Origin of the sequence: Pseudoxanthomonas yeongjuensis (genome assembly GCF_010093345.1) — a bacterium.
Classification (GTDB): domain Bacteria; phylum Pseudomonadota; class Gammaproteobacteria; order Xanthomonadales; family Xanthomonadaceae; genus Pseudoxanthomonas_A; species Pseudoxanthomonas_A yeongjuensis.
This window is the reverse complement of the sequence record NZ_PDWT01000002.1, coordinates 412,505-438,659: the sequence shown is the minus strand read 5'-3', so window position 1 is coordinate 438,659 and position 26,155 is coordinate 412,505. Positions and strand designations below refer to the sequence as shown.

The window sequence follows — 26,155 nt, the reverse complement described above, 5'->3', positions numbered from 1 at the left end:
GTTCAATCCGGATTGTCGTCCTGCTTGCTGAACACAGGCGTCGTGCACCCGGGTTTCCACGCCGTGCCCGGCACCAGCAGCCATCGGTTGCGGTTGGACTGACCGATATCGATGACGCCGGAGGCTTCCACGCACGGACTCAAGGCCTGGTCGAGGACGAATATCCACCTGCGTCCCGGATCACGGGACAGCCACTTTCCCGCCTCGTTCCACTGCGCATCCCAGGGCTGCTTGAATCCGAAATCGATCGTCGGACGATCGCTCTGCAACAGATTCTGTTCGCGCCAGGCCACCATACCGAGTTGCGCATCGGGCCCTATGCGCTTGCCCACGGCCCGCATCAGCCTGCTCGACGAACTGTCGGCGTCGAGCGCGGGCGCCAGGCCGATGCCATAGACCAGCCACAGGCTGGCGGTGGCGAGCACCAGCGCCAGGCCGATGCGGCGCGGCCGCAACCAGAACAGCAAACCAAGGACGGCCGCGCCGAAGGCCAGCGTCCACGACAACAGGGCCTGCACGGTCTGCGCTTCCATGCCGCGCCGCGCCGCCTGGTGCTCGGCCCAAGGGCTCGCGCCCAGCAAGCCCGACAGCGAGGCGCCGCAGGCCAGCAGCGCCAGACCGGCCAGATAGGCGAACAAGGTCCAGCGCACGCCACTGCGCCGCAGCAGTCCCCGCAACATCGGCGCCGCGGCGATGCACAAGGCAGGCAGGGCCGGGAAGATGTAGACCTCGCGCTTGCCCGGACTTGCGGTGAAGAAAATCAAAACCAGCGCGACCCAGCCGAGCAGCAGCCAGAAACGCGGATCGCCGCGGCGAATCCGGCGCCACCACGCAGGCAACAGCCAGGGCAACAACAGCGACCCCGGCAGCCACAGCGTGAACATGACCTGCAGGTAATACCAGGCCGGCTGCACGTGATGCCAGGCATTGGCGTAACGGGTGCCGGTCTGCCGGAAAAGGATTTCGTCGGCATAGGCCTGCGCCGCAGGATCGTGGCGCGCGTAGACCGCCAGCAGCATCGGCAACAACCAGACGCCGGCGCCGGCGATGAAGCACAGCACGCCGAGCAACCAGTTCCCGACGCCGGTCGCGGAACCGTCGCCGGTGCGCGATCCGGTCTTCCATCGCCACGCGGCCCATGGCAGCAGTATCAGCAGCGGCAGGAAACCCACGCCCTTGGTAACCGTCCCCAGGCCCGCGGCGAACATGCCCAGCCACAGCATCTTCCGGTCCGGCCCCAGCAGCAGGTGCCGCAACATTCCCCACAACGACAGCGTGGTCATGGCCACCAGGACCATGTCGATCTGCCCACGCTTGGCCTGCAGCCCGAACTGCAGGCAGACGAACAGCGCCAGCACCGCGTAACCGGCGATGCGCCGGTTCCACAACCGCCGCGCCAGGTCCCAGGTCAGCCACAGCGTCGCCAGTCCGGCCAGCAGCGAGGGCAACAGGAAGGCGACCCGCCAGTTGCCGGCCGCTTCGTAGGCCGCCGCCTGCATCCACATGAAGACCGCGGGTTTCTCGGCATAGAACTCCACGCCACGATGCGGGAACATCCACTGGCCGGTGGCGACCATGTCCCTGGCCGCCAGTGCGAACCGCGGCTCGTCCGGCGGCGAGGGTTCGCGCATCCCCAGGCCGGCGAGCAGGCTGAAGACGATCAGCGCGGCCAGCAAGGCGCACAGGGTGGAATCGGCGCGGAAACGTGGAGACGGGGTCATGGTCGCGTGCAGTCCTTCGATCCGCAATGCGGGCAGACATGGAGCGCGAGCGATGGCGCACGCATGGCTTCAGTCCGCTCCACGGTCGCGGCGCCAGCCCCGATGCTGGATGTCCAGGTAAAGGCTGTAGAGCGCGGTGAACGCGGGGAACAGGTTCTGCACCACGCCGACGGAATCCTGCTTGGCCGAGAACATGAAGTAGCTGAGGGTCATCAGGCTGCCGACGATGCTCATGTACCAGAACATCCGCGGGATCACCGGCTTGCGCGCGCGGCGCGAAGCGAAGAACTGCACGAACCACCGGGCCCCGAACATCAACGCGCCCAGCAAGCCGATCAGCTTCCACGGGGTCATGTGCACGCCGGTCCAGCCCAGCCACAGAATTTCCTGGTTCATCGGATGCATGTGGGCCTCACAGTTCTTCCACGCCGGTGAGCTTGCTCCGGCTGATCAGCCAGGCGACGCCGCGCAGGTCGCGCAACCCGACCCAGGCGCGGTGCAGGTTGTTGTACTTCGAAACGCCGGACGAACGCGCGCGGTGGTGGACCGGGATGCTGACCGTCCTCCAGCCGGCACGCTGCATCAACGCGGGCAGGTAGCGATGCATGTGGTCGAAATAAGGCAAGGCCAGGAACGCCTTGCGCTCGAACAGCTTGATCCCGCAGCCGGTGTCGGGGGTATCGTCGCGCAACAGCCGCGACCGGATCGCATTGGCCGCGCGCGAGGCCCAGCGCTTGCCCGCGTCGTCCTTGCGATCCACGCGCCAACCGGCGAACAGTTTCGTATCCGGTGCCGCCACGGACCGCGCCTCCAGCAATCCGGGGATATCGGCCGGGTCGTTCTGCCCGTCTCCATCCAGGGTCGCGATCCAGCCCGCGCGCGCCGCTTCGACCCCGCTATGGATGGCCGTGCTCTGGCCGCTGCGCCGGGAGTGCCGCAACACGCGCAGCTCGGGGAACCCGGCCTTGAGCGCAGTCAGCGCGCGCAGGCTTCCGTCCACGGAAGCGTCGTCGACGTACACGATCTCGAAGGCGATCCGTCCGCGCAGGACGGCGGCGATTTCCCGAACCATCGGAGCGATGTTGCCTTCTTCGTTGAACACCGGGACGACGACGGAAATTTCCGGCGACAGGGGTCTCTGGGCTTCGGTCATGGGGATCAGGAAGTCTGGGTCGCGAACGGCCTGTCGTGGAGATCTTCGACCGCGGATGCAACTCCGGTTTCCTGCATCCGACGGGTCGTGGTCGATCCTCGTGGCGAGGACGTCGCAAGAATGTCGAAACGAAGTTACCACTGGATGAAGACCGGAATCCAGTACTGCCGGGCACCTCCAATCATGCGACGATCCACCCCGGTCCAAAGGCACCGTCGGCACCCTCACACCCACCGGAAAACATCCCCCATGCGGCTTTTAGTGATCGAAGACAACCAGAACCTGGTCGCCAACCTCTTCGAATATTTCGAGGCGCGTGGCCACACCCTGGACGCCGCGCCCGATGGAATCACCGGCCTGCACCTGGCCGCCACCCAGTCCTACGACGTGGTCGTGCTGGACTGGATGCTGCCGCGGATGGATGGCCAGGAAGTGCTGCGCCGACTGCGCGAGAAACAGGACTCCGGCGTGCCGGTGATCATGCTGACCGCCCGCGACGAACTGCCCGACAAGATCGCCGGCTTCCGCGCCGGCGCCGACGACTACCTGACCAAGCCGTTCGCCCTGCCGGAACTGGAAGTCCGCATCGAGGCGTTGCTGGCCCGCGCGGGCGGCAGGAGCCGCAGCCGGGTCCTGGAAGTCGAGGACCTGCGCCTGGACCTGTCCACGCTGGAGGCCAGCCGCGGCGGACAACTCCTGCACCTGTATCCGGCCTGCCGCAAACTGCTGGAAACCCTGATGCAGGCCAGCCCCGCGGCCGTGCCCCGGCAACGGCTCGAACACGTCCTCTGGGGCGACGACCCGCCGGATGGCGACATGCTGCGTTCGCACGTCTACGAGTTGCGGCGCAGCGTCGACGGCCCGTTCCCGGTCAAACTCATCCACACCCTGCCGCGCGTCGGCTATCGGCTGGCTGCGATCAAGGACGGGGACCATGCGCCGTAACACCGGACTCAAGCGCCGCATCCTCTACTGGCTGATGCTCTATGCGGTGCTGCTGTCGGCCGTGGTCACCATCGCCGGCGCATCGATCCACGAACACGTGGAGCACCTGGCCTGGAAGTCGTTGCTGCATTCGGAACTGGATTATTTCCGTCAGCGCAACGAATCCCAACCGGACTCCCTCTGGAACGACACCGATACCCTGCGCCTGTTCGGTGCCGGCGGCGCGCCGCCGGTGCCCGCCTTCATCGCCAGGCGCAAACCCGGTCTGCACGACGACGTGCTCATCGACGGCAAGCAGAGCGCCGTGCTGGTGGACCAGATAGACGGCAAGCAGGTGGCGCTTGCGCTGGACCTGACCGAATTCGAAGGCGTGGAAGAAAAGATCACCGGAAGCGCGGTCGTCATCATCGTCGGTGTGATCGTGGTGCTTGCCTTGCTGGTGATGTGGGGATTGGGACGGGTGATCGAGCCGTTGGCCCTGATGGCCCGGCAGATCGCCGGCTTGCAGCCGGACAAGGCGGGCCAAAGCGTCTTCGTCGACGCCAGGGCGAGTTCGGAAATGTTGGTCATCGCCGACGCCTTCAACGACTATTTGAAGCGCAACGAGAATTTCGTGGAGCGCGAGCACGCCTTCATCGCGACCTCGAGCCATGAATTGCGCACCCCCATCGCGGTGATCGCCGGTGCGGCCGAGCTGGCGCTCGGGCAGCCGGACATGCCGACCGCCACCCGCAACCAGGTGCTGCGCATCCACCGCACCGCGCGCAACGTCGAACAACTGATCTCGCTGCTGCTGGTCCTGGTCAAGGATCCATCGCGACTGGGCGCGGCCAGCGAACGCGTCGCCCTGGACCAGCTGCTGCCCGGCATCGTCGAGGACCATCGCCACCTGACCCAGGACAAGGGCCTGACCCTGGTCCTGGAGCCGATGCCGTCCTGCGAGATCGTGGCGCCGGAAGCCATCGTCCAGGCGGCGATCGGCAACCTGCTGCGCAACGCCATCGAGAACAGCGACCGCGGCGAAATCCGCATCCGCCTGCAGGCCGATGCCACCTTGGTGATCGAGGATCCCGGCCACGGCATGTCGCCGGAAGAGATCAGCGAACTGTATGCGCGGGTCGCACGCGGCGGGCGCGATGGCGGTGGCATCGGCCTGGATCTTATTTCACGGCTATGCGAGCACCTGGGCTGGCGCCTGGAATTTTCCTCGGTGCCCGGGCGCGGTACGCGCACCACCTTGCGCCTGGGCTGAAGGCGCTGCGGGCAATATGGGATTGTGGGAGCGGCGTAAGCCGCGAGCTCTTGCTCGAATCGCGAGGGCAATAAGGGCAAAAGCTCGCGGCTGATGCCGCTCCTACAAGTCAATCGCCGCGCCCCGCTTCCGCAAGACGCTCCGCTTCCTGCTCCCGCGCCTCACGCGCGGTGCGGTCGTTCTCGCGCATTTCGTACCACATGCCGTTGAGGATCGCGAAGCTCGCGGCCAGGCAGGCGCCGAGTATCCAGGAGAAATACCACATGCTCTTGCCTCAGTAGGAGTGATGGTTCTGTTCGATGCTTTCCGCGCTCACCTTGCCGCGCAGCACGCGGTACACCCAGCTGGTGTAGAGCATGACCAGGGGCAGGAACAGGCAGGTGACCAGCAACATGACGAACAGGGTGAGATGGCTGGAAGTCGAATCCCAGACCGTCAGGCTGGAACCGGGATCGGTGGACGACGGCAGCAGGAACGGGAACATCGCCACGCCTTCGGTGAGGATGATGCAGGCGATGGCCAGGGCCGAACACAGGAACGCCGAACCCGGGCGCCGGATCCGCAGCATCGCCGCACTGAGCAACGCGCCGATCACGCCCAGCAGCGGGAAGACCCAGGTCCACGGCATGGCGCGATAGTTCGCCATCCATGCGCCGGGCGCGGCGATCACCTGCTTGGCCAGCGGATTGGAGGCGCTCGCCGCATCGATCGCGCCGACGATGCTGTAGCCGGCGAGGCCATTGGCCACCCAAACGCCCGCGAGCACGAACAACACCGCCGTGGCCAGCGCCGCCAGCGAACCGTAGCGCCGCGCGCGCGTGGCGACATCGCCTTCGGTCTTCATCGCCAGCATGGCCGCGCCATGCATCACCAGCATGCTCACGCTGACCAGTCCGCACAACACCGCGAACGGCGACAACAGCGCGAAGAAACCGCCCGTGTAGAAGATCCGCAGGGTTTCGTCGAAGTGGAAGGGCGCGCCCAGCAGCACGTTGCCCATGGCCACGCCGAACACCAGCGCCGGTACGAAACCACCGACGAACAGCGCCCAGTCCCAGACCGCGCGCCAGCGCTTGTCCTCGACCTTGCTGCGGAACTTGAAACCCACCGGACGCAGGATCAGCGCCAGCAGGATCAGGCACATCGCCAGGTAGAAGCCGGAAAAGCTCACCGCATACAAGGCCGGGAACGCGGCGAAGATCACACCCCCACCCACGATCAGCCAGACCTGGTTGCCTTCCCACACCGGACCGATCACGTTCAGCACCAGACGGCGTTCGGAATCGGTGCGCGCCACCGCCGGCAGCAACGTGCCCACGCCCAGGTCGAAGCCGTCCATCACCGCGAAGCCGATCAGCAGCAGGCCCAGCAGCAGCCACCAGATCAGGCGCAGGGTCGCGTAGTCGAGGGGAATCGTATCCATGTCGCTCTCCGGTCAGGCGATGGTCGTGGAAGCAGCCGCGAGCGGCGCGCCTTGCTGGTCGGGGTGTCGCTCGCCGCCGGGCACGTCATCGGGCCCCTTCAGGATCACCTTGCGCAGCAGGTACGCATCCACCACCGCCAGCGTGGTGTAGACCACCACGAACCCGGCCAGCGAAATGATCACCTGGTGCAACTGCAAGCCCGATGCCGCGAGGAAAGTCGGCAGCACGCCGTCGATGCTCCACGGCTGTCGTCCGTACTCGGCGATCAGCCAGCCCGCCTCGATCGCCAGCCACGGCAGCGGCAGGCTCCACAACGCGGTCTTGAGGAACCAGCGGTACTTGTCCAGCTTCTGCACCGTCGCCAACCAGAACGCCAGGGCGAAGAAAGCGATGAAATAGAAGCCCACCCCGGCCATCAGCCGGAAACTCCAGAACAGCGGCGCCACGCGCGGGATGGTATCGGCGGCGGCCTTGGCGATTTCCTGCTCGGTCGCGTTGCCTATGTCCTCGCGGTAGCGCTTGAGCAGCAGTGCGTAACCCATGTCGCGCCAGTGCAGGTCGAACATCGCCTTGGCATGCAGGTCGCTGCGGTCGGCGCGCAACTGCTGCAGGGCCGCGTAGGCGAACTGGCCGTTGCGGATCCGTTCCTTGGCACGCTCGACCAGCTCGTTGATGCCCGGGATCTGCGTATTGAACGAACGCGTGCCGATCAGCCCCATCACCCACGGCACGTGCACGACGTAGCCATTGGTGCGGGTTGCCTGGTCGGGGATGGCGAAGACGTTGAAGCCCGCCGGCGCGGCTTCGGTTTCCCACATCGCCTCGATCGCGGCCAGTTTCATCTTCTGGTTCTCGCCAGCGACATAGCCGCTCTCGTCGCCCAGCACCACCACCGACAGCGCCGCGGCCAGGCCGAAGCTCGCGGCCACCGCCATGGAGCGCTTGGCCAGGTCCGCATGCCTGCCGCGCAGCAGGTAGAACGCACTGATCGACATCACGAACACCGCGCCCAGCACGTAGCCGGCGCTGACCGTATGCACGAACTTGGCCTGGGCGACCGGATTGAACAGCACCGCCATGAAGTCGGTGACTTCCATGCGCATGGTGGCCGGATTGAATTCCGCGCCGACCGGATACTGCATCCAGCCATTGGCGATCAGGATCCACAAGGCCGAGAAATTGGTGCCCAGCGCGACCAGCCAGGTCACCATCAGGTGTTTGACCCGGGACAGCTTGTCCCAGCCGAAGAAGAACAGGCCGACGAACGTCGCTTCCAGGAAGAACGCCATCAGCCCTTCGATGGCCAGCGGCGCGCCGAAGATGTCGCCGACATAGTGGCTGTAGTACGACCAGTTCATGCCGAACTGGAATTCCATGACGATGCCGGTGGCCACGCCCATGGCGAAGTTGATCCCGAACAGCGTGCCCCAGAACACGGTCATGCGCCGCCAGATGTCGCGCCCGGTCATCACGTAGACGCTCTCCATGATCGCGATCATGAAGGACAGGCCCAGGGTGAGCGGCACGAACAGGAAGTGGTACATCGCGGTCAGCGCGAACTGGAAGCGCGACAACTCGACTACGGTCATGTCCGGCATGGCGTCGATCGCTTGGGGGGATAGCGCGTATTTTGCGCCTGTCCACCGCGCATTGCACGGCGCCGTGCGAACCGCATCCACGGGCAGCGCGAACAGGCATCGTTGCATCGCATAGTTACAATGCCCGCGCCCGCGGCTTCACCCTCCGCGAACATCTGGATTCTCCTTGAGCGCACCGCTTCTCCCCCCCATGCAACGCGCAGAGGCGCCGTGACCGCGGCCGCGGCGCAGACGCCGGCGCTGCGCCGCGAACGGGTCCGGCGCCTGGATGCGTTGGGCCATGCCGCGCGCAAACGCCTGCGCGCGGCCAGCGCTTGCGTGGCGCTGTCCGGTTGGCTGCTGGTCGCGCAGGCCGCCGCCATCGCCTGGGCCGTGCAACAGGTGCTGGTGGCGCACGCGCACGCGCACGCGCGTTCCACCTTCATCGCGCTGGCGTTGCTGTTGACATGCGGTTTGCTGCGCGCGGCGTTGACCTGGCTGTCGCGCCACTTGGCCGACACGGCGGTGGAAACCATCCGCCTGGGGCTGCGCGCGCAGCTGATCCGCCGGCTGTTGGAACGCGGCCCGTTGTGGCTGCGCCAGCGCCGCAGTGGCGAACTGGCCGAATTGATGGGCACCCATGCCGAGGCGATGGAGGGTTATTTCGGCGGCTACCTGCTGGCGCGCGCGGAAGTGGCCGCGGTGCCGCTGGCGCTGCTGGTCGCGGCGTTCTGCGTGGATCGCGTGGTCGGCACGATCCTGCTGCTGACGCTGCCGCTGGTTCCGATGTTCATGATGCTGGTCGGCTGGGGCGCCGAAGCGGCCAGCCGGCGGCAGTTGCGGGCGCTGGCGCGGATGGGCGGGTATTTCGCCGATCGCCTGCGCGGCCTCGGCGTGATCCGCCTGTACGGGCGCGGCGAAGCCGAACTGGCGAACATCGGCGCCGCGGCCGAAGACGTGCGCGTGCGCAGCCTCAAGGTGCTGCGGATCGCCTTCCTGTCGTCGGCGGTGCTGGAATTCTTCGCTTCGTTGAGCGTGGCCATGGTGGCGGTCTACCTGGGCCTGACCTATCTGGGCATGCTGGATCTGCGCAGCACCCCGTTGAGCCTGGGCGCGGGCGTGTTCTGCCTGCTGCTGGCGCCGGAGTACTACGCGCCCCTGCGCCGCCTGGCCACCCACTATCACGACCGCGCCAATGCGCTGGCCGCGCTGGACGAGATCGACGCCGCCTTTGTAGGAGCGGCCCTTGCCCGCGATGCTTTTTGCGACGATGAGGCAAGAGCATCGCGGGCAAGGCCCGCTCCTACGCCCCGAAGGAAGTCTCCTCGGGGGACGGGTGAGGATTTGATTCGTGCGGACGGAGTCTCCCTGCGGCCACTCGACGCGCATCGCGACGTTCTGACCAACCTCTCTTTCGAGCTCCACGCCGGCGAACACCTCGCACTCGCCGGTCCCAGCGGTTGCGGCAAGAGCACCCTGCTCGATGCCCTGGCGGGCTGGCTTCCGGCTGCGGCGGGACAGTTGATCGTTCCGCGAGGAATCCGCATCGGCTACGCCCCGCAGCGCCCCTACCTGTTCCACGGCAGCATCGCCGACAACCTGCGCTTGGCCGATCCGCAGGCCAGCGACGAACAACTTCACGCCGCCGCCGAAGCCGCGCAAGTGATGCGTTTCGCGCAGCGCCTGCCGCAAGGACTCGAAACGACGATCGGCGAACGCGGCTTCGGCCTGTCCGGCGGCGAAGCACGGCGCATCGCCCTGGCCCGCGTGTTCCTGCGCGATCCGCAACTCTTGTTGCTGGACGAACCCACCGCTTTCCTCGACCCGGAAACCGAAGCGTCGCTGCTGGCCGCACTGGCCGGATTCGCACGTGGACGCACGCTGGTGCTGGCGACCCACAGTCCCGCTGCGATGCGCATGGCCGGAAAAGCGCTGCGGCTGCCCGCAGGCGTCGTCGTGGAAACGGGGGACGCGGCGTGAACGTCTTCCGCCCGCATGCCCGATCCATCGCCCTGGCGATCGGGCTGTTGCTGCTGACCTTGCTCGCGGGCACCGCCCTGCTCGGCGTGGCCGGGCATTTCCTGACCGCGGCCGCACTGGCCGGCGTCGGCGCATTGGGATTCAATTTCTTCGCGCCCTCGGCCGGGATCCGCGGACTGACCTTCGTCCGCATCCTCTCGCGCTATGCGGAGAAACTCGTCGGCCATGACGTGACCCTGCGCCTGGCCCGCGACCTGCGCGTGGACTTCTTCCGCAGTACCTTGCCATTGGCGCCGCTGGGATTGGGAAGGCATCGGGTGGGCGACCTGCTGGCGCGACTGCTGGCCGATATCGAAAACGTCGACGGCCTGCTGGTGCGGGCGATCGGACCGCTGCTGGCCTTCGCCGGCCTGGGTCTGGTCGCTGTGCTGGTGGCGGCGATGGCCTTGCCGGCCGCGGGCGCGTTGCTGGCCGCGGTCCTGCTGCTGTTGTCGCTGGTTATTCCCGTCGCCATCAGCGCCAGCACGGACCGGATCGAACAACGCCGGGCGCAGGCGCGCGCGGAGTTGCGCACCAGGGTGCTGGAAGGGCTGGAAGGCGCAACGGACCTGGCCGCACTCGAAGCCACCACCGACTGGATCGCGCGCATCGATGGCGCGAGCGGCGAAGCCGCATGCTGCGAACGCGAACGCAAGGACCGCCTCGCGCTCGCCATTGCCCTGCATGCGACCGTCGTGGCGGTGTCGCTGCCGGCCATGTTGTGGCTGCTGCTGGACGCCGCGCACGATGGCCGCCTGTCGCCTGCGGTGGCGGGAGGCTTGTTCTTCATGACCGTGGCGGTTTACGAAGCCGCCGCCGGCGTGGGCCTGGCCTGGCAATCGTTGCAGGCCGCATTGGCCTCGCAGCGCCGCTTGCGTCAGGTGACGACGCAAACGCCGCTGGTGCGCGAACCCGTCGCTCCGCAACCGGTTCCCGCCACTGCGGAACTGGAATTCCGCGGCGTCGCTTTCCGCTGGCCCGGAGAAACGCGCCGCGTCCTGCAACATGTGGATCTGCGGATCGAGCCCGGCCAGCGCATCGCCCTGTACGGCGATAGCGGCGCGGGCAAGAGTTCGTTGCTGGCGCTGGCCTTGCGCCTGTGCGATCCGCAAGCCGGCACGGTGCGTTATGGCGGCATCGACCTCCGCGAGTTCGGGCAAGCCGACTGGCACGATCGCATCGCATGGCTGCCGCAGGACGCGCCGGTCTTCGCCGGCAGCGTGCGCGACAACCTGCGCATGGGCGCGCCGGATGCCGGCGATGCGCAGCTGTGGGAAGCGTTGTCGCAGGTGAAGATGGAAACCGCGATCCACGCGCTGCCGGAAGGCCTGGACGCGTGGATCGGCGAGCACGGTGCGACCTTGTCGGTGGGCCAGTCGCGACGCATCGCCCTGGCACGCGCATTGCTGCGGAGAACGCCGCTATTGCTCCTGGATGAGCCGACCGAAGGACTGGATGTCGACACGGCCCACGAATTGCTGCGCGACCTGGCCGCCGCCAGCGGTTCGCGCAGCGTGTTGATGATCAGCCACGACGAGCTGCCGGTGGGTGCGGTGCATGCGCGTTATCGCTTGAGTGAAGGCAGGTTGCTGCCGGATCCCGGCAACCTCCCATGATCTGTGGGGACCTCGATAAACCTCGGAAAACCTCGGAAAAGCAGATCGTCATTCCCGCGAAGGCGGGAATCGCTCCTGCTCTTCGGATAGCCCGACGCGATCCGTGCCAAGAGCGATTCCCGCCTTCGCGGGGTTTTCAATCGACGAATGCCGGGTCATGACTGTCGGCAAATGACGGCCGATGGGTGCCACTGCGACAACAGCGCCATTGACTCGACGCCTGCCCGCAATATCCGCGCGGACCCTGCTTTCCGCTCCTTCCTGAACAAGAAACCCCGGCAACACGGGCTTTTCCGCCCCGGATCGGTTACAGTGCGCCCCGTTTGCAAGCGGCCGTCCGTTTCCCTTCGGGATCGCCGGCGCCTCAGGTCCCTCAAGCGGACCGATGCGCCCGCCCCCACTCCGACGCCATTCGCCTTGCAGATACGGCCCCGCCGCTTTGGCGTCGGCCGCATTCATTTCTCGCAGCGCGGTTCATCGGGAACGCTTCGGGCAATACCTCGATCCACTGCTGGTCTTTCGCCGTCCGCGCCTTGCGTGGGCGCTTGTGGCCGTCTTGATCGAAATACTGGAGTTCCACCGAATGTCTTTTGAAAACCTCGGGCTTTCGCCCTTCCTGCTGCGCGCCCTGAAAGAACAGGGTTACGACACCCCCACCCCGATCCAGACCCAGGCCATTCCGCTGGCCCTGGCCGGCCACGACCTGATGGCCGGTGCGCAGACCGGTACCGGCAAGACCGCCGCGTTCGGCCTGCCGCTGCTGCAGCACCTGGGCACTTCGCCGCAGGCAGTGAACGGCGTGCGCAAGCCGCGTGCGCTGATCCTGGCACCGACCCGCGAACTGGCGGTACAGGTGCACGACAGCCTGCGCGACTACAGCAAGTACCTGCGCATCCCCAGCACGACCATCTATGGCGGCGCCGGCATGGGCCCGCAGCAGGATGCGCTGCGTCGTGGCGTGGATCTGATCGTGGCGACCCCCGGTCGTTTGATCGACCACATGGACCGCCGCAACGTCGACCTGTCGGGCATCGAAATCCTGGTCCTGGACGAAGCCGACCGCATGCTCGACATGGGCTTCCTGCCGGCGATCCAGCGCATCCTGACCAAGCTGCCCAAGCAGAACCGGCAGACCCTGCTGTTCTCGGCGACTTTCGTCGACAGCATCCGGCAGCTGGCGATGCAGTTCATGCACGATCCGAAGCAGATCCAGGTCACCCCCAGCAACACCGTGGCCGACACCATCAGCCACCGCGTGCACCCGGTCGATGGCCCCCGCAAGCGCGACCTACTGCTGCATATCCTGGCCGCCGATTCGCGCAAGCAGGCCCTCGTATTCGGCCGCACCAAGCACGGCTGCGACAAGCTGGCCAAGTTCCTGGAGCAGTCCGGGATCAAAGTCGCCGCGATCCACGGCAACAAGAGCCAGGGCGCGCGCCTGCGTGCGCTGAAGGACTTCAAGGCCGGCCGCATCAACGTGCTGGTCGCCACCGACATCGCCGCGCGCGGCATCGATATCGACCAGCTGCCGACGGTGATCAACTTCGACCTGCCGATGGTCGCCGAGGACTACGTGCACCGCATCGGCCGCACCGGTCGCAACGGTTCGCAGGGCGAGGCTATCTCGCTGGTGGCGCAGGACGAAGCCAAGCTGCTGCGTGCGATCACCCGCATGCTGAAGCGCGACGTGGAAATCCGCGACGTGCCCGGCTTCGAGCCGATGCGTCCGATCCGCTGGGGCAACGACAACCCGCCCAACGAGCGTCCGGGCGGCAACAACGCCCCGCGCCGCGCCAACACCGCGCGTCGCCCGCATTCCGATGCGCCGCGTCACGCGCATGCGGGTCCGAAGCAGCGTACCGGTGGCGGCGGAGCCCCCGCTGGCGGCCAGCGCGATGGTGCGCGTAGCCCGAACCCGTATCGCCAGGGTGCGCGTCCGGCACGTTGATTGCCGGTAGCGAAAGAATGAAAGGCCGATCTTCGGGTCGGCCTTTTGCTTTTGTGGGAGGGGCTTCAGCCCCGAGGCTTGCCGCAAAGAGCGTCGGGGCTGAAGCCCCTCCCACAAAATCAGTGATCCACCCCCTCCTCTACAATGCCGCCCATGGACATCTTCAAGATCTTCACCCTGGAAGCCGCGCACCGGCTTCCCAACGTGCCGCCGGGGCACAAATGCGCGCGCCTGCATGGGCATTCGTTCCGCATCGAAATAAGGGTGGGCGGCGAGCCCGGCGCCGAGACCGGCTGGATCATGGACTTCGGCGATATCAAGGCGGCATTCCAGCCGATCTACGACCAGTTGGACCACCACTACCTCAACGACATCGAAGGCCTGGACAACCCGACCAGCGAACGGCTGGCGATCTGGGTCTGGGAGCGGCTCAAGCCGGCATTACCGGCGCTGAGCGAGATCGTGATCCACGAGACCTGCACCTCCGGCTGCCGCTACCGCGGGTAGGAGCGGGCCTTGCCCGATGCCTGATGCTTTCCTGTAGGAGCGGGCCTTGCCCGCGATGCTTTGTGCTTCTGGACACGGATCGAAGAGCATCGCGGGCAAGGCCCGCTCCTACACGGCCTCATACAAGCGCTTGATTCTAAACAGGTCCTGACCGTTCGTCGGATTCCATACGCCTGTTGTTGCGTTGCAACATATCGATCTGTATATTGCACTGCAACAAGGTCGCAAGACCCTCTCAACTCCGGAGACACACCATGTCCGCACAGATCAACGAGCAGTTCACCACCTTCACCCACCAGTTCGCCGCTGCCGCTGCGCGCGCCAATCGCCTGGCCCTGGAAAATGCCGAAACCATCTTCGGCGTGCAGCTGAAGACCTTCGAGAAGAACATCGAAGCCACCACCGCGTTCTTCGGCGAGCTGTCCGAAATCCGCGACGTCGAAGCCTACAAGACCGTGTGGCCGAAGGGCCTGCAGATCGCCAAGGAAAATGCCGAGCGCGTCGCCGCTGCCGGCCAGGAAGTGATCGGCCTGACCCTGAAGACCAACGAAGCCCTCGGCCAGCTGGCCAAGAACCAGTTCGAAGCCGCCAGCGAAACCGCGCAGGCGACCGTGGCCAAGGCGACCAAGGCCGCCAAGGGCAAGTAAGCAATACCGCAACACCTCGTCGTTTATTGCGCGGCTCCCCTCCCTCCGCGCAACCGACCCGGCAGCCCCACGCTGCCGGGTTTTTTATTGCCCGGACGGCAACGGGGAACAAAAGAGCGCGTAGGAGCGACGTAAGTCGCGAAGGGTTTTGGTGTGAGCGTCAAGTCGCGACTTGCGTCGCTCCTACGCGCTAACGGTCTTCCATCTGCAACCGCTTCGACAGCACTTCGGGAGCCGATCCGGGACTGAAGGGAATCCTTCCCCAGCACGGCGCCTGCATGCGCGCCGTCAACAGTTCGAAGTTCTCGTCCTGCCGCTCCATGCCCGCATCCACATGGTTGGCGATCCATCCCGCCAGTTCGCAGCCATCGTCGAGGATCGCCCGCGCCGTCAGTCGCGCATGGTTGAGGCAGCCCAGGCGCATGCCGACCACCAGGATCACCGGCAGGCGCAAGGCGCGCACCAGATCCGCCTGGTCCAGCGTGGTCGCCAGCGGCGCGGCCCAGCCGCCCACGCCTTCCACCACCACCGCATCGGCCGAGGCCTGCAGGCGCCGGAAGGCGGCGACGATTTTTTCCAGCCCGACCTCGACACCGGCTTCGTGCGCCGCGATCTCCGGCGCCAACGGCTGCGGCAGCGCATACGGATTGAGGTCGGCATAATCCGGGCGTGGATCGCTGGCCGCCAGCAACGCCAACGCATCCTCGTTGCGCGGGCCATCGCCGCTGTCCACGCAGCCGCTGGCCACCGGCTTCATGCCGACCGCGCGCAGCCCGCGATGACGCAATGCATGCAGCAGCGCGGTGGACGCCAGGGTCTTGCCGATGCCGGTATCGGTACCGGTGACGTAGTAATGGTTCATTTCAGGGGCTAGTGGCCGTTATCGACCGCTACATTCCGTTTCAATCGCATGGGGACAATTATCGCGAATGCCGCGCCCGGACCAAGGTGCAGCATGCCGCACCCCAACGCAAGACAACCCGCGGAATCCACCTGGAACGCCGCTCACGCCAAACGGATAGAATCGAGCGATGTCCTTCACCGCTTCCACCCTTTCTGGCAGCAAGCCGGAACAATACGCGCAGCTCGCCGCGCAGGCGCGCGCCCTGGTGCACGGCGAACCCGACCGTATCGCCAACGCCGCCAACCTCGCGGCACTGGTCTATCACGCCCTGCCCGGCCTCAACTGGGTCGGTTTCTATTTCTACGACGGCAACGAACTGGTGGTCGGTCCGTTCCAGGGCCTGCCCGCCTGCGTGCGCATCGCCCTGGACAAGGGCGTGTGCGGCGCCGCGGCGCGCACCCGCCAGACCCAGCGCGTGGCCGACGTGGATGCATTCCCCGGGCATATCGCCTGCGATTCGGCATCGCGTTCCGAATTGGTGGTGCCGCTGGTGCACGGCGATGCATTGGTGGGGGTATTCGATCTCGACAGCCCCAACCCCGGCCGTTTCGACGAGGAGGATCAGCAAGGCCTGGAGGCCATCGCCCGTATATTTCTGGAGTCGCTCCTGGAGTCGCTGCCATGACCCAAGCAAGCACCATCAAGATGCGCAACATCGGCCCCAAGTCCTCGGCCTGGTTGCGTCAGGTCGGTCTGCGCACCCACGAGGACATCGCCGCGGCCGGCCCCGTGGATGCCTTCATGCGGGTCAAGCGCGCCGGTTTCCGGCCCAGTCTCAACCTGCTGTATGCGCTGGAAGGCGCACTCGCCGACTGCCACTGGCAGGAAGTCCCCGAGGCCAGGCGCCAGGTCCTGATTGCCGAATACGAAGCGGCGGTGGCGTTGTTGCCGGCGCCGCGCGGTCGTCCGGCGGCGGGTCCGGTGACCACCACGCAGATGCAGGAAGACGAAGCGCCCGCTTCCGATTTCCTCGATGAACCTGTGGGCGACGACGAGCGCGAGTGAGTCGCTGCAACCGTGTTTGTGGATCCGAGCTTGCCCGGATGCTCTTCATACGAGGTCAAAGGCATCCGAGCAAGCTCGGATCCGCAAGGCGTGGGAGCTTCGCCGATCGGGTACACTGCGCGCGCTTCAAGGTGACCCGACGGCGGCGACATGCCGCCTTCGGGTTGAAACGGGAAGCCGGTGAGTCCATCCGACCCAGGTCGTGCATGACGAGTCCGGCGCTGCCCCCGCAACGGTAAGCGAAGACAACCGCGGCATCCGCCACTGTGCTCAGCATGGGAAGGCGCCACGGTCGAACGTCCCCGACGTTCATTCGCAAGCCCGGAGACCGGCCCTGGAGCTCACTGGTTGCGATGCGGCGGGCATTGCGGCGGCGGTCCGCTCTGCGGCCTTCCGTGCGTTCTCCCCCGTGCTTGCGACTCCCTCGAACCATTCCGCGTACGGGTCGTGCGCGGTGGAGAGCCGTCATGCAAAAAAACATTTCCTCGTACTCGCGCGCCATCCCGCTCCACGCACTCGCCCTGGGCATCGCCCTGGCGCTTCCTTCCGTGGCCATGGCGGAAGTCGCCGCCGACGCCACCGACTTCGATGAAATCGTGGTCACCGGCACCCGCACCGAGGTCGCCCTCGAGGACAGCCTGGTACCCGCGCAGGTGATCGATCGCGAGGAAATAGAACGCAGCCAGGCGCGTTCGCTGCAGGACCTGCTGAAGGGCCGCGCCGGCGTGAATTTCACCAACCAGGGCGGCGCGGGCAAGCTCACGACCTTGTTCCTGCGCGGCGCCGAATCCGATCACGTGCTGGTCCTCGTCGACGGCATCCGCGTCGGCTCGGCCACTTCCGGACTGTCCATGTTCCAGGACTTGCCGGTCGACCAGATCGAGCGCATCGAGATCATCCGCGGTCCGCGCTCCAGCCTGTACGGTTCGGAAGCCATTGGCGGCGTGATCCAGATCTTCACCCGCAGGGGCGGCACGGGTTTCGAGCCGCATTTGCGCATCGGCGCCGGCAGCCACAACCTGCGCGAAGCCAGCGCCGGCTTCAGCAACCGCGGCGAACGAGGCTGGATCAGCGCCGAAGGCGCCTATCAGGAAACCGACGGCATCAATGCCTGTCGCGGTTCGGAGGCCTTGTTCCAGGGCTGCTTCGCCGACGAACCCGACCTCGATGGCTACCGCAATCTCTCCTTGTCGTTGCGCGGCGGCGTCGAGATCGGCGATACGCTGGCCGTGGAAGGCCACTTCCTCAATGCCGATAACGACAACGAGTTCGACGGCAGCCGCTTCGGCGGCAACGAAACCTCGAACACGCAGCGCGTGCTCGGCGGCAAGCTGGCATGGTCGCCGGGCACGCGGGTCAAGGTCACCGCGCAGGCGGGCCGCGCCATCGACAAGTACCATGCGTATTTCCGCGAGGCCGGAACGCGCCGTTTCGTGGACAATTTCGACACCCGGCGCGATACCGCCTCGGTACAGGCGGACATCGCCATCGCCGACGGCCAGTTGCTCAGCGCGGGCGGCGACTGGCAACGCGATGAAGTGACCAGCCACACCGGGTTCACCGTGACCAGCCGCGACAATACCGCCGCCTTCGTCGAATACCAGGGCAAGTTCGGCGCGCACCAGCTGCAGGCCAGCGTGCGCAACGACGACAACGAACAGTTCGGCAACCACAGCACCGGCAGCATCGGCTGGGGCATGAGCCTGGGCAATGATTTCAAGCTCAACGCCACTTACGGAACCGGCTTCAAGGCGCCGACCTTCAACGACCTGTATTACCCGTTCGGCGGCAATCCGGACCTGGAGCCCGAGGAATCGAAGAGCCTCAACGTGGGCATCGGCCAGTACGCCAGCGCGTGGAACTGGACCTTCAACGTGTACGAGACCCGCATCGATGCGCTGACCGGTTACGACAGCTTCTTCAACCTGGTGCAGGTGGACGAAGCGCGTATCCGCGGCGCCGAGTTGACTTTCGCGACCTCGATCGCCGGCTGGGATCTGTCCACGCAACTGAGCTATGTCGACCCGCGCGCCGACGCGCGCCTGACCGCGGAAGGCGCCGACAATCCGAACTACGGCAACCTGCTGCCGCGCCGTTCGCCGCGCAGCGGCCGCATCGACATCGACCGCAGCTTCGGCGCATTCCGCTTCGGCACCACGGTCAGCGGCGCCAGCGCGCGCTACGACGACGCCGCCAACAACATGCGCCTGGGCGGCTACGGCACCGTCGACCTGCGCGTGGAGTACGCGGTCAACGCCGACTGGAGCCTGCAGGCGCGCGCGACCAACGTGTTCGACCGCGATTACGAAACCATCGCCTGGTACAACCAGCCCGGCCGCGAGTACGGATTGAGTTTGCGCTACCAGCCGGCACGCTGAGCCGGACAACCCCACCGTAGAGCCGAGCTCGCTCGGCTGCTCTTCCCGGAATCAGGAACAGCCGAGCAAGCTCGGCTCTACCTGGGGGCCGAGCAGTTCGCGCATATCGTCGATCACGGCAACGCCCGGCACCGAATGCGGATCGAAACCGCGCAGGTAACCGTAAGTGACCAATGCCATCGGCACGTCCGCCGCCTGCGCAGTCAGCAGGTCGGTGGCCGAGTCGCCTACCATCAGGCATTGCGAAGGCTGCAGGCCGAAGTGATCGACCAAGTGCAGCAGGGGCGCCGCACTCGGCTTGCGTTCTGGCAAGGTATCGCCACCGACAATGCACTCGAAGTATTCACCCAGCCGCAACGCATCCAGCAACGGACGCACGAAGCGTTGCGGCTTGTTGGTGCAGATTGCCACGGCAACTTTCCTTTCGCGCAACGCCTGCAGGGTCTCGACCACGCCCGGATACACGGTCGGATACAGCAGTAGGCAGTCGGCGTAATGGACCATGAAACCGGGCATCACCTTGTCCAGGTCGATGGCCTTTCCGGCATGGGCGAACGCGCTGGCCACCAACGCGCGTGCACCATCACCGATCCAGCCGCGGATCACGGTTTCCTCCTGCCGCGGCAATGACCAGTCCACCAACGTGCGGTTGACGGCTTCGGCGATGTCGGAGGCACTGTCGACCAGCGTGCCGTCCAGGTCGAACACAACCAGCGAATAGGAAAAGTTCAAATCAATGCTCCATGGGGGGTGGGGTTGCGGCTTGTTCGTAGCCGTCGAAAAGCGTGCCTTGCGAAACCGTCTCCTCGCGTTCGCGGAACCCGCCCAGTCCCACGCCGACCAGCCGGTACAGCGTTCCGGCCGGCTGTTCGACGCGGTCGCACAGCGACAGGGCGATGTCGGTGAGCACTTCCAGCGAATGCGGCGGGCTTTCCGGAGTGAAGCTGCGGGTCAGGATGCGGAACTGCGAGGTCTTCAGCTTCAGCACCACGGTGCGGCCCACGCGCTCGGTCTTGCGCGAAGCTTCCCAGGTCTTCATCGCAAGTCGCCGGACCGTCGGTGCGATTTCGGACAAGGGCACATCGTGTTCGAAGGTGTCCTCGGCCGAGATCGACTGCACCGGCTGGTCGGGCTGCACCGGTCGTTCGTCGATGCCGCGCGCGCGCCGGTACAACGCGGCGCCGAAGCTGCCGAAGTGGCGCTGCAGTTCGTCCATCGGATATTCGCGCAGGTCGCCGACCAGTTCTATTCCCAATGCGGAAAGCTTGCCCTGCATCACCTTGCCCACGCCCGGGATCTTGGCGACCGGCAACGGCGCGAGGAAGGCTTCCACCTGCTGCGGGCGGATCACGAACTGGCCATCGGGCTTGCGCCAGTCCGAGGCGATCTTGGCCAGGAACTTGTTCGGCGCGATCCCGGCCGACGCGGTCAGCGAGGTCTCCTCGCGGATCTGCCGGCGGATCTCCTCGGCGATGGCGGTGGCGCTGGGGAAATCGGTCTTCGGCTCGGTGACGTCGAGGTAGGCCTCGTCCAGCGACAGCGGTTCGACCAGGTCGGTGTGGCGCAGGAAGATGTCCCGGATCGCCTTCGATGCCGCCTTGTAGCGGACGAAATCCGGCGGCACGAAAATCGCCTGCGGGCACAGGCGTTCGGCGCGCACCGCCGGCATCGCCGAGCGCACGCCGAATACCCGCGCCTCGTACGAGGCCGCGCACACCACCGACCGCGCGCCGCGCCAGGCCACCACCACCGGCTTGCCGCGCAACCCCGGATCGTCGCGTTGCTCGACCGAGGCGTAGAACGCATCCATGTCGATGTGGAGGATCTTGCGCATGCCGGCATTATCGCCCGTGCAGGCACGACCAGCGTGGGAGCGTGTGGGAGCGAATCCCCGAGGGTCGAAAAGGATTCCCGAAGGGTTCGCAACCCCATGAAACAAGCCGCCCGGAGGCGGCTTGCAGGTTCCACGTCGTTCAAGAAGCTCTCTTTGCTGTCCCCGCGAGCTCGGGGATTTTGTACTAGAACCTGAAGCTCAGGCCGAGGTTGACCGAACGGCCATAGCGGTAATAACCCTGCGAAAGCAGCGGGTTGCCGTTGATGCTGTAGGTCTGCTCGTCGTCCAGCAGGTTCTGCCCTTCCAGGCTGATGCTGAACATGTCGTTGAACTTGTAGGACACGTGCGCGGTGAGCCAGGTGATGTCGTCGGCTTCCTCGTTGTAGCCGGCGCCCAGCACGTTGATCGCAGTGACGAAGCCGTCGGTGTGGTCGGCATTCGCGCCCATGGACCACTTGCCCTTCTCGTACATCAGGCCCAGCGAATAAGTGGCCGGAGCGATGCCTTCCAGCGGGCGCTTTTCGTCGCCCACCCAGCTGTTGGACCAGTTGCGGGTGTATTGGGCGCGCACGCCGAAGCCGTTTTCCCAGAAGTGCTGCAGGCCGAACTCCAGGCCATGCACCTTGGCGTAGTCGCCGTTGATCGGGCGCATCACGTTGAACAGGGTCGGGCCGGAGGTGATGGGATTGCCGTCGGTATCGAGGATCGGGCCGACGCCGATGTCCTGACCCGGCTCCCAGCTGGTGGTGATCTGGTTCTCGATGCGCTTGTAGAACGCGGCGATATTGATGATGGACTGCTCGGAGAAATACCACTCCAGCGACACATCGCCCTGGCGTGCGCTGTAGGGCTTCAGGTTCGCATTGCCGCCATAGACCTGGGTGAATTCCCCCCACGACACGCTCTCGGTGGTGTTGGTCGGGGCCAGCTTGTCCACCGGCGGGCGGGCCATGGTCTTGGCGGCGCCGAGGCGCAGCTGCAACTCGTCGGTGAAACGCCAGGGGAAGTTGGCCGAAGGCAAGGCGAAGGGGTAGTCGGCGTCCTGCAGAATCGGCGTCGGTTCCGCGTAATCGGCGGTGTAGTTGAACGCGCCGTTCTCGGTGATGCTGAGGATCTCCGCGTCCCAGGCCTGGGCGCGGGTGCTGGTCTTGACCAGGCGCACGCCCACATCGCCGTTCCAGCGTTCGCCGGAGAAGTCGGCCTGCACGTAGAAGGCATTGGTCTTCTCGCTGACGCGATAGCTCTGCAGCGGGTTCCATGCCGGCGCGGCCATCGAGAAATCGTAGGGCGTGCCGTCGGGACGCAGGTTGCCGTTGTAGGCCTCGAGCATGGCCAGGTAGTTGGGCACGTCGAAGCCCAGGAAGCTGCGCGGGAAGCTGCTGCCGACGCCATCCATGAAGTGCGGGAAGTTCAGCACGCTGGAGATCACCGAACCCTCCAGGTCGCCCACGTTGATGGCGTTGTCGCCCGAGTAGTAGTCGGCGCCGCCGTTGAGGGTGTTGTTGATCAGGTCGCGCGACTTGGTCCGTTCGGTGCGGGTCACGCCGAAGTGCAGGTCGTCCAGACCCCACTTGCCCACGAACAGCTTGCCGGCCACGGTGCCGCCGGTGATCTTGTCGACGATGTTGTCGCCACGCAGTTCCATGTAGTGCGTGTTGAAATCCGAACCGGTGAACTCGCCATTGGCCAGGCCGGTGATCAGGTCGCGGCCATCGTCGAACGTGACCGCGACATTGGGCACCGCGCTCGGGCCCAGGGTGATGCGGGCGATGTTGGGCTGGTTCATGCGCAGGACCACGTAGGTGTCCTGGCCGCCGGAATAGCGCTTGGAGGTGGAGCGATAAAGATCGGCGGTAAGGGTGAAATCGTCGGTCGCCTTCCATTCGCCGTTGACGCCGTACAGGTCGGTATCGACCACGCGATGTTCGGTCTGGTTGAGCAGCTCCGGGTTGAGCCGCAGTTCCGGATCGGCATTGTCCATGGTGAAGCCGGTGACGATGCCGTTCTGCACTTCGATGTCGGACCAGCGGCCCGGCGCGAACAGCGGATAGTAGGACTGCTGGTAGGACACCTGCGGCGAATCCAGGCGGGTCTTCAATCCGTCCACCACGATCCTGACGCTGTCGCTGGGGCGCCATTCGATCTTGCCGGAGAAGGCCTTGCGCTTCTTCTCTTCGAGGATCGAGCCGACCCGGAACTGGCCCGGCGCGATCAGGCCGTATTCCTCGGGATCCAGGTCGCCGTTGCCGTTGAGGTCGATATTGCCGCCCCAGGCGTTGCCCCACAGCCAGCTCTCGTCGTTCGGATCCGGGTTGCGGGTCCAGCCGCCGTCGTTGCCGGCGACATCGGTGCGGTCCTTGCGTTCGCCGTAGACCACGCCCAGCAGCACCCCGAAGGTGTTGTCGGCGAAGGTGTTGCTGTAGGCGGCCGAGAACTTCTGGCCGTCGAGTTCGGACATCTGGTTGCGGTCGCCTTCCAGGCGCACGATCGCGTGCTGTCCGGGATCGTCGAAGGGGCTGGCCGAGCGCAGGTTGACCAGGCCGCCGACACCGCCTTCGGTGAGCGAGGCCTGCGCGCCCTTGATCACATCGGCGCCGCTGATGACATCCGCCGGCAACACGTCGTAGGCAAAATCACGGCCTGCGCCATCGGTGGCGAGGATGCGTCCGTTGAACGTGGTCAAGGTGTATTCCGGTCCCAGGCCGCGGACGCTGACCTTCTGGCCCTCGCCACCGGCGGTGCGCGAAATGGCCACGCCAGTGATGTGGCTGAGCGAATCGGCCACGTTGTCGTCGGGAAACTTGCCCAGTTCCAGCGCGGTGATCGAATCCTGGACGGTGCCGGCTTCGCGCTTGAGCTCGACCGAGCGCGCCAGGCTGCCGCGCACACCGGTGACCACCACGGTCTCCAGGTCGACAGCTTGTTCGCCGACGGCAGGCTCCTGGGTCGATGACGTACTCGCGCGCGCTTCCGGGGCCGGATCCGTGGCAGCGGCGCCGGTCTCCTGGGCAAGACCCAATTGAGGGATCAGCAGCGCGAGCGCGATGCCATGAAAGAGCGTGTTCCGATGCGGCTGGATGGACTTCACTGGGATCTCCTCAGGATTAGCGGTGACAAGCATACGCAACAAAACGAAACCAAGGCTATAACACATTTCGTTTCGTATCAATAGCGAAATTTAACGAAATGACCGATACTTTGGTCCCATCACAAGGAGTACCCATGGTCGCCACCCGCGACACCAGTCAACGACGCCTGCAGATCAGCGAACTCGTGCGCCAGCATGGCAGCGTGCAGGTGACTGCGCTGGCCCAGCGTTTCGGCGTCAGCATGCAGACCGTGCGCAAGGACTTGCGCTATCTGACCGAGCGCGGGGTCATGGCGCGCGCCTACGGCGGCGCCATCGACAGCGGCGTGGTCGGCGGGGCGCTGTCGGAGCCTCCCTACGAGGCCAAGCGGACGGCTTTCCTGGATGAGAAGCGCCGCATCGGCCAGCGCGCGGCGGCCATGGTCAAGGCCGGCGACACCATCGCCATCGATTCGGGCACCACCGCCATCCAGCTCGCGGAGGCGCTGCCCAACATCGAGGTGACCGTGGTCAGCAACGACTTCGGCGTGCTTACCGTATTGACGGCCAAGAGCAACATCAACATCGTCATGCTCGGCGGCGAGTTGCGGCGCAAGAACATGGCCTTCTACGGCGGCCTGGCCGAGGAAGCGCTGGGCGCGCTGCACGTGGACATGCTGTTCCTCGGCGTCGACGGGTTCGACCTGGAGCGCGGCATCACCACTCATTACGAACCCGAAGCCATGCTCAACCGGAAGATGGTCGAAGCCGCGCGCATGGTGGTCGCCATCTCCGACAGTTCCAAGTTCGGCAAGGTCTGCCTGCACCGGATCATCCCCGTCAGCGATCTCAACACGCTGATCACCGACATCAATGCGCCGGAAGACGTGCGCCAGGCCAGCCATCAGCTCGGCTTCGAACTGCTGCTGGCCTGAGCCACCGGTCAGCTGCCCGGTTTCGCGGGCACGAACTCGCGCACCGCGTTGGCGTAATAGATCTTGTCGATCACCGCGCGCGGCAGGGCCAGGCCGGGTACGTCGACGTGGAGCACGTCCACGCGCTGCGACTGGCCGGTCGCCAGGTAACGCCAGTCCGCGCTCCACACCGCGTGCGCCTCGCGCTTGAAGTCCTCGGGTTCGGCGTCCGGGCCGTAGGTCAGGTCGGTGCCGTACAGCAGCCGGTCCTGGTAGCGGATGAAGAAGTTCCGCACCTTCTCGCGGTCCCGCACCGACTGGTATTGCACCTGGCTCATGCGTGCGGCCAGGTCGACGCTGGCGTTGGGGAAACGATCGAGGAACGCGGCGATGCGGTCCACGTCGTATTCCAGACTGGCCAGGTGCGCGCCGACGACACGCAGCTGCGGGTGCGCGGCCACGAAACGATCGCGTGCGCCCATCAGGTCCTCGTACCCGGGCATCTCCGGATGCAGGTACATGTGGTATTCGGGATGGTGCTGGAAGTACTCGCGATCGTTGTCGGTGGTCATCTGGTCCAGCGGCAACCAGCAGTTGTACGGCTCGCCCTGGTGCGCGATCAGGGGCACGCCCAGCGCACGCACCTGCTCGGCCACCGCCGCCAGGCCGGGGTTGTCGAGCATGATCAGCTTGCCGTCGGCGTCCTTCTCGACCATGCCGACGTTCTTCCAGACCTTCACCGCGCGCGCGCCCTGCGCCACGTCCTGCGCCAGGCCGGCATCGACCCGTTCGGTCCAGCCCGCGGTGCCGAAGCCTTTCATCGTGAAAGTGGTCGCCCAGTGGAAGCGCGCCGGATCCTGCTTCGCCAGGGCCACGGCGGCTTCGTGCTGCAGGGCCACGCTGGGGAAGGCCGGATAGTCGACGTTGATCGACAGCAGTTCGAAACCATCCGCACGCGCCTGCTCGAGGAACGCGTCGTCCCGGGTGTTGGCGTGGACGTGCGCATCGTATTTGCGTACGCGGGCGAAGTCGTCCATCGAATAGGCGTCCGATCCGTTCGCCTGATCCACGGGAGGCATTGCAGGTGGAGCCGCGACCGCGATCGTGAGGGAGAGAAAACCGGCCGCCAGGGACGCCGCCACAGTGCGAAGGAACAGGGCCATTGCTATCGCCTCAGGTAATATAACGAAACTTACTAATACCATATCGCAACAAAACGCTTGCATCAACCGGAACGGATGACG

22 protein-coding genes and 1 riboswitch are annotated in these 26,155 nt (G+C 65.8%); of the genes, 11 read left to right on the top strand and 11 right to left on the bottom strand.

Features of this window, described 5'->3' with window-relative positions:
- Positions 1-2: 2 nt before the first annotated feature.
- The 3 genes from CSC74_RS09125 to CSC74_RS09115 form a co-directional block, all read right to left on the bottom strand.
- Positions 3-1,721, bottom strand: coding sequence for an ArnT family glycosyltransferase (locus tag CSC74_RS09125; protein ID WP_162314126.1), 1,719 nt, complete (start codon positions 1,719-1,721; stop codon positions 3-5).
- A 69-nt stretch (positions 1,722-1,790) separates the two neighbouring features.
- A complete protein-coding gene (locus CSC74_RS09120) occupies positions 1,791-2,117 on the bottom strand; it encodes a lipid-A-disaccharide synthase N-terminal domain-containing protein (RefSeq protein ID WP_425501446.1) in 327 nt (108 codons plus the stop codon).
- Between the two features lie 16 nt (positions 2,118-2,133).
- The gene (locus CSC74_RS09115; protein ID WP_162314124.1) at positions 2,134-2,874 is read right to left on the bottom strand and encodes a glycosyltransferase family 2 protein; all 741 of its coding nucleotides are present in this window, start codon (positions 2,872-2,874) and stop codon (positions 2,134-2,136) included.
- A gap of 249 nt (positions 2,875-3,123) precedes the next feature.
- Between CSC74_RS09115 and CSC74_RS09110 the strand changes: the two genes are divergently transcribed.
- Complete coding sequence (locus CSC74_RS09110) at positions 3,124-3,819, top strand: response regulator transcription factor (protein WP_162314123.1); 696 nt, start codon at positions 3,124-3,126, stop codon at positions 3,817-3,819.
- Positions 3,809-5,071 carry a sensor histidine kinase gene (locus CSC74_RS09105; RefSeq protein WP_162314122.1) on the top strand — a complete coding sequence of 421 codons (1,263 nt, stop codon included), beginning with the start codon at positions 3,809-3,811 and terminating at the stop codon, positions 5,069-5,071. The genes CSC74_RS09110 and CSC74_RS09105 overlap by 11 nt, the downstream gene beginning before the upstream one ends.
- 109 nt (positions 5,072-5,180) lie before the next feature.
- Here CSC74_RS09105 and cydX read toward each other — a convergent pair whose 3' ends face one another.
- From cydX to CSC74_RS09090, 3 genes are read right to left on the bottom strand one after another with little or no spacing between them, the layout of a single operon-like run.
- On the bottom strand, positions 5,181-5,336 hold the full coding sequence (cydX, locus tag CSC74_RS09100; RefSeq protein WP_162314121.1) for a cytochrome bd-I oxidase subunit CydX: 156 nt from the start codon (positions 5,334-5,336) through the stop codon (positions 5,181-5,183).
- Positions 5,337-5,345: 9 nt separating this feature from the next.
- Entirely contained in the window at positions 5,346-6,494 is a 1,149-nt protein-coding gene (cydB, locus tag CSC74_RS09095) for a cytochrome d ubiquinol oxidase subunit II (RefSeq protein ID WP_162314120.1), read from the bottom strand.
- Positions 6,495-6,506: 12 nt separating this feature from the next.
- Positions 6,507-8,093 carry a cytochrome ubiquinol oxidase subunit I gene (locus CSC74_RS09090; protein WP_162314119.1) on the bottom strand — a complete coding sequence of 529 codons (1,587 nt, stop codon included), beginning with the start codon at positions 8,091-8,093 and terminating at the stop codon, positions 6,507-6,509.
- A 120-nt stretch (positions 8,094-8,213) separates the two neighbouring features.
- On the opposite strand from CSC74_RS09090, the gene cydD reads away from it, so the two are divergent.
- The 5 genes from cydD to CSC74_RS09065 all read left to right on the top strand — a co-directional run bounded on the left by cydD (position 8,214) and on the right by CSC74_RS09065 (position 14,809).
- Positions 8,214-10,052, top strand: coding sequence for a thiol reductant ABC exporter subunit CydD (cydD, locus tag CSC74_RS09085; RefSeq protein ID WP_162314118.1), 1,839 nt, complete (start codon positions 8,214-8,216; stop codon positions 10,050-10,052).
- Positions 10,049-11,707, top strand: a complete 1,659-nt coding sequence (gene cydC, locus CSC74_RS09080) for a thiol reductant ABC exporter subunit CydC (protein ID WP_162314117.1) — start codon at positions 10,049-10,051, stop codon at positions 11,705-11,707. Before cydD ends, cydC begins: the two co-directional genes overlap by 4 nt.
- 583 nt (positions 11,708-12,290) lie before the next feature.
- The gene (locus tag CSC74_RS09075) at positions 12,291-13,655 is read left to right on the top strand and encodes a DEAD/DEAH box helicase (RefSeq protein WP_162314116.1); all 1,365 of its coding nucleotides are present in this window, start codon (positions 12,291-12,293) and stop codon (positions 13,653-13,655) included.
- Between the two features lie 153 nt (positions 13,656-13,808).
- Positions 13,809-14,162, top strand: a complete 354-nt coding sequence (gene queD / locus CSC74_RS09070; protein ID WP_162314115.1) for a 6-carboxytetrahydropterin synthase QueD — start codon at positions 13,809-13,811, stop codon at positions 14,160-14,162.
- A gap of 254 nt (positions 14,163-14,416) precedes the next feature.
- Positions 14,417-14,809 (top strand): phasin family protein, encoded by a 393-nt coding sequence (locus CSC74_RS09065; RefSeq protein WP_162314114.1) that lies wholly within the window; start codon positions 14,417-14,419, stop codon positions 14,807-14,809.
- 190 nt (positions 14,810-14,999) lie between these two features.
- On the opposite strand, the gene bioD is transcribed toward CSC74_RS09065, so the two are convergent.
- Positions 15,000-15,671 carry a dethiobiotin synthase gene (gene bioD, locus CSC74_RS09060; RefSeq protein WP_162314113.1) on the bottom strand — a complete coding sequence of 224 codons (672 nt, stop codon included), beginning with the start codon at positions 15,669-15,671 and terminating at the stop codon, positions 15,000-15,002.
- A gap of 169 nt (positions 15,672-15,840) precedes the next feature.
- Here bioD and CSC74_RS09055 point away from each other — a divergent pair, with 169 nt between their 5' ends.
- From CSC74_RS09055 to btuB, 3 genes are all read left to right on the top strand, one after another.
- Positions 15,841-16,338: a GAF domain-containing protein gene (locus tag CSC74_RS09055; protein ID WP_162314112.1), complete on the top strand. Its 498-nt coding sequence runs from the start codon at positions 15,841-15,843 to the stop codon at positions 16,336-16,338.
- Complete coding sequence (locus tag CSC74_RS09050; protein ID WP_162314111.1) at positions 16,335-16,718, top strand: TfoX/Sxy family protein; 384 nt, start codon at positions 16,335-16,337, stop codon at positions 16,716-16,718. Before CSC74_RS09055 ends, CSC74_RS09050 begins: the two co-directional genes overlap by 4 nt.
- Positions 16,719-16,830: 112 nt before the next feature.
- Positions 16,831-17,069: riboswitch (cobalamin riboswitch) on the top strand.
- 116 nt (positions 17,070-17,185) lie between these two features.
- Entirely contained in the window at positions 17,186-19,096 is a 1,911-nt protein-coding gene (gene btuB / locus CSC74_RS09045; protein ID WP_162314110.1) for a TonB-dependent vitamin B12 receptor, read from the top strand.
- Positions 19,097-19,147: 51 nt separating this feature from the next.
- Here btuB and gph read toward each other — a convergent pair whose 3' ends face one another.
- From gph to CSC74_RS09030, 3 genes are all read right to left on the bottom strand, one after another.
- Positions 19,148-19,828, bottom strand: coding sequence for a phosphoglycolate phosphatase (gene gph / locus CSC74_RS09040; protein WP_162314109.1), 681 nt, complete (start codon positions 19,826-19,828; stop codon positions 19,148-19,150).
- A 1-nt stretch (position 19,829) separates the two neighbouring features.
- Complete coding sequence (dinB, locus tag CSC74_RS09035; RefSeq protein ID WP_162314108.1) at positions 19,830-20,930, bottom strand: DNA polymerase IV; 1,101 nt, start codon at positions 20,928-20,930, stop codon at positions 19,830-19,832.
- A gap of 184 nt (positions 20,931-21,114) precedes the next feature.
- Positions 21,115-24,018, bottom strand: a complete 2,904-nt coding sequence (locus tag CSC74_RS09030) for a TonB-dependent receptor (RefSeq protein WP_246193085.1) — start codon at positions 24,016-24,018, stop codon at positions 21,115-21,117.
- 134 nt (positions 24,019-24,152) lie between these two features.
- On the opposite strand from CSC74_RS09030, the gene CSC74_RS09025 reads away from it, so the two are divergent.
- A complete protein-coding gene (locus CSC74_RS09025) occupies positions 24,153-24,932 on the top strand; it encodes a DeoR/GlpR family DNA-binding transcription regulator (protein ID WP_162314107.1) in 780 nt (259 codons plus the stop codon).
- An 8-nt stretch (positions 24,933-24,940) separates the two neighbouring features.
- Here CSC74_RS09025 and CSC74_RS09020 read toward each other — a convergent pair whose 3' ends face one another.
- Entirely contained in the window at positions 24,941-26,074 is a 1,134-nt protein-coding gene (locus CSC74_RS09020) for an amidohydrolase family protein (protein WP_162314106.1), read from the bottom strand.
- Positions 26,075-26,155 lie beyond the last annotated feature (81 nt).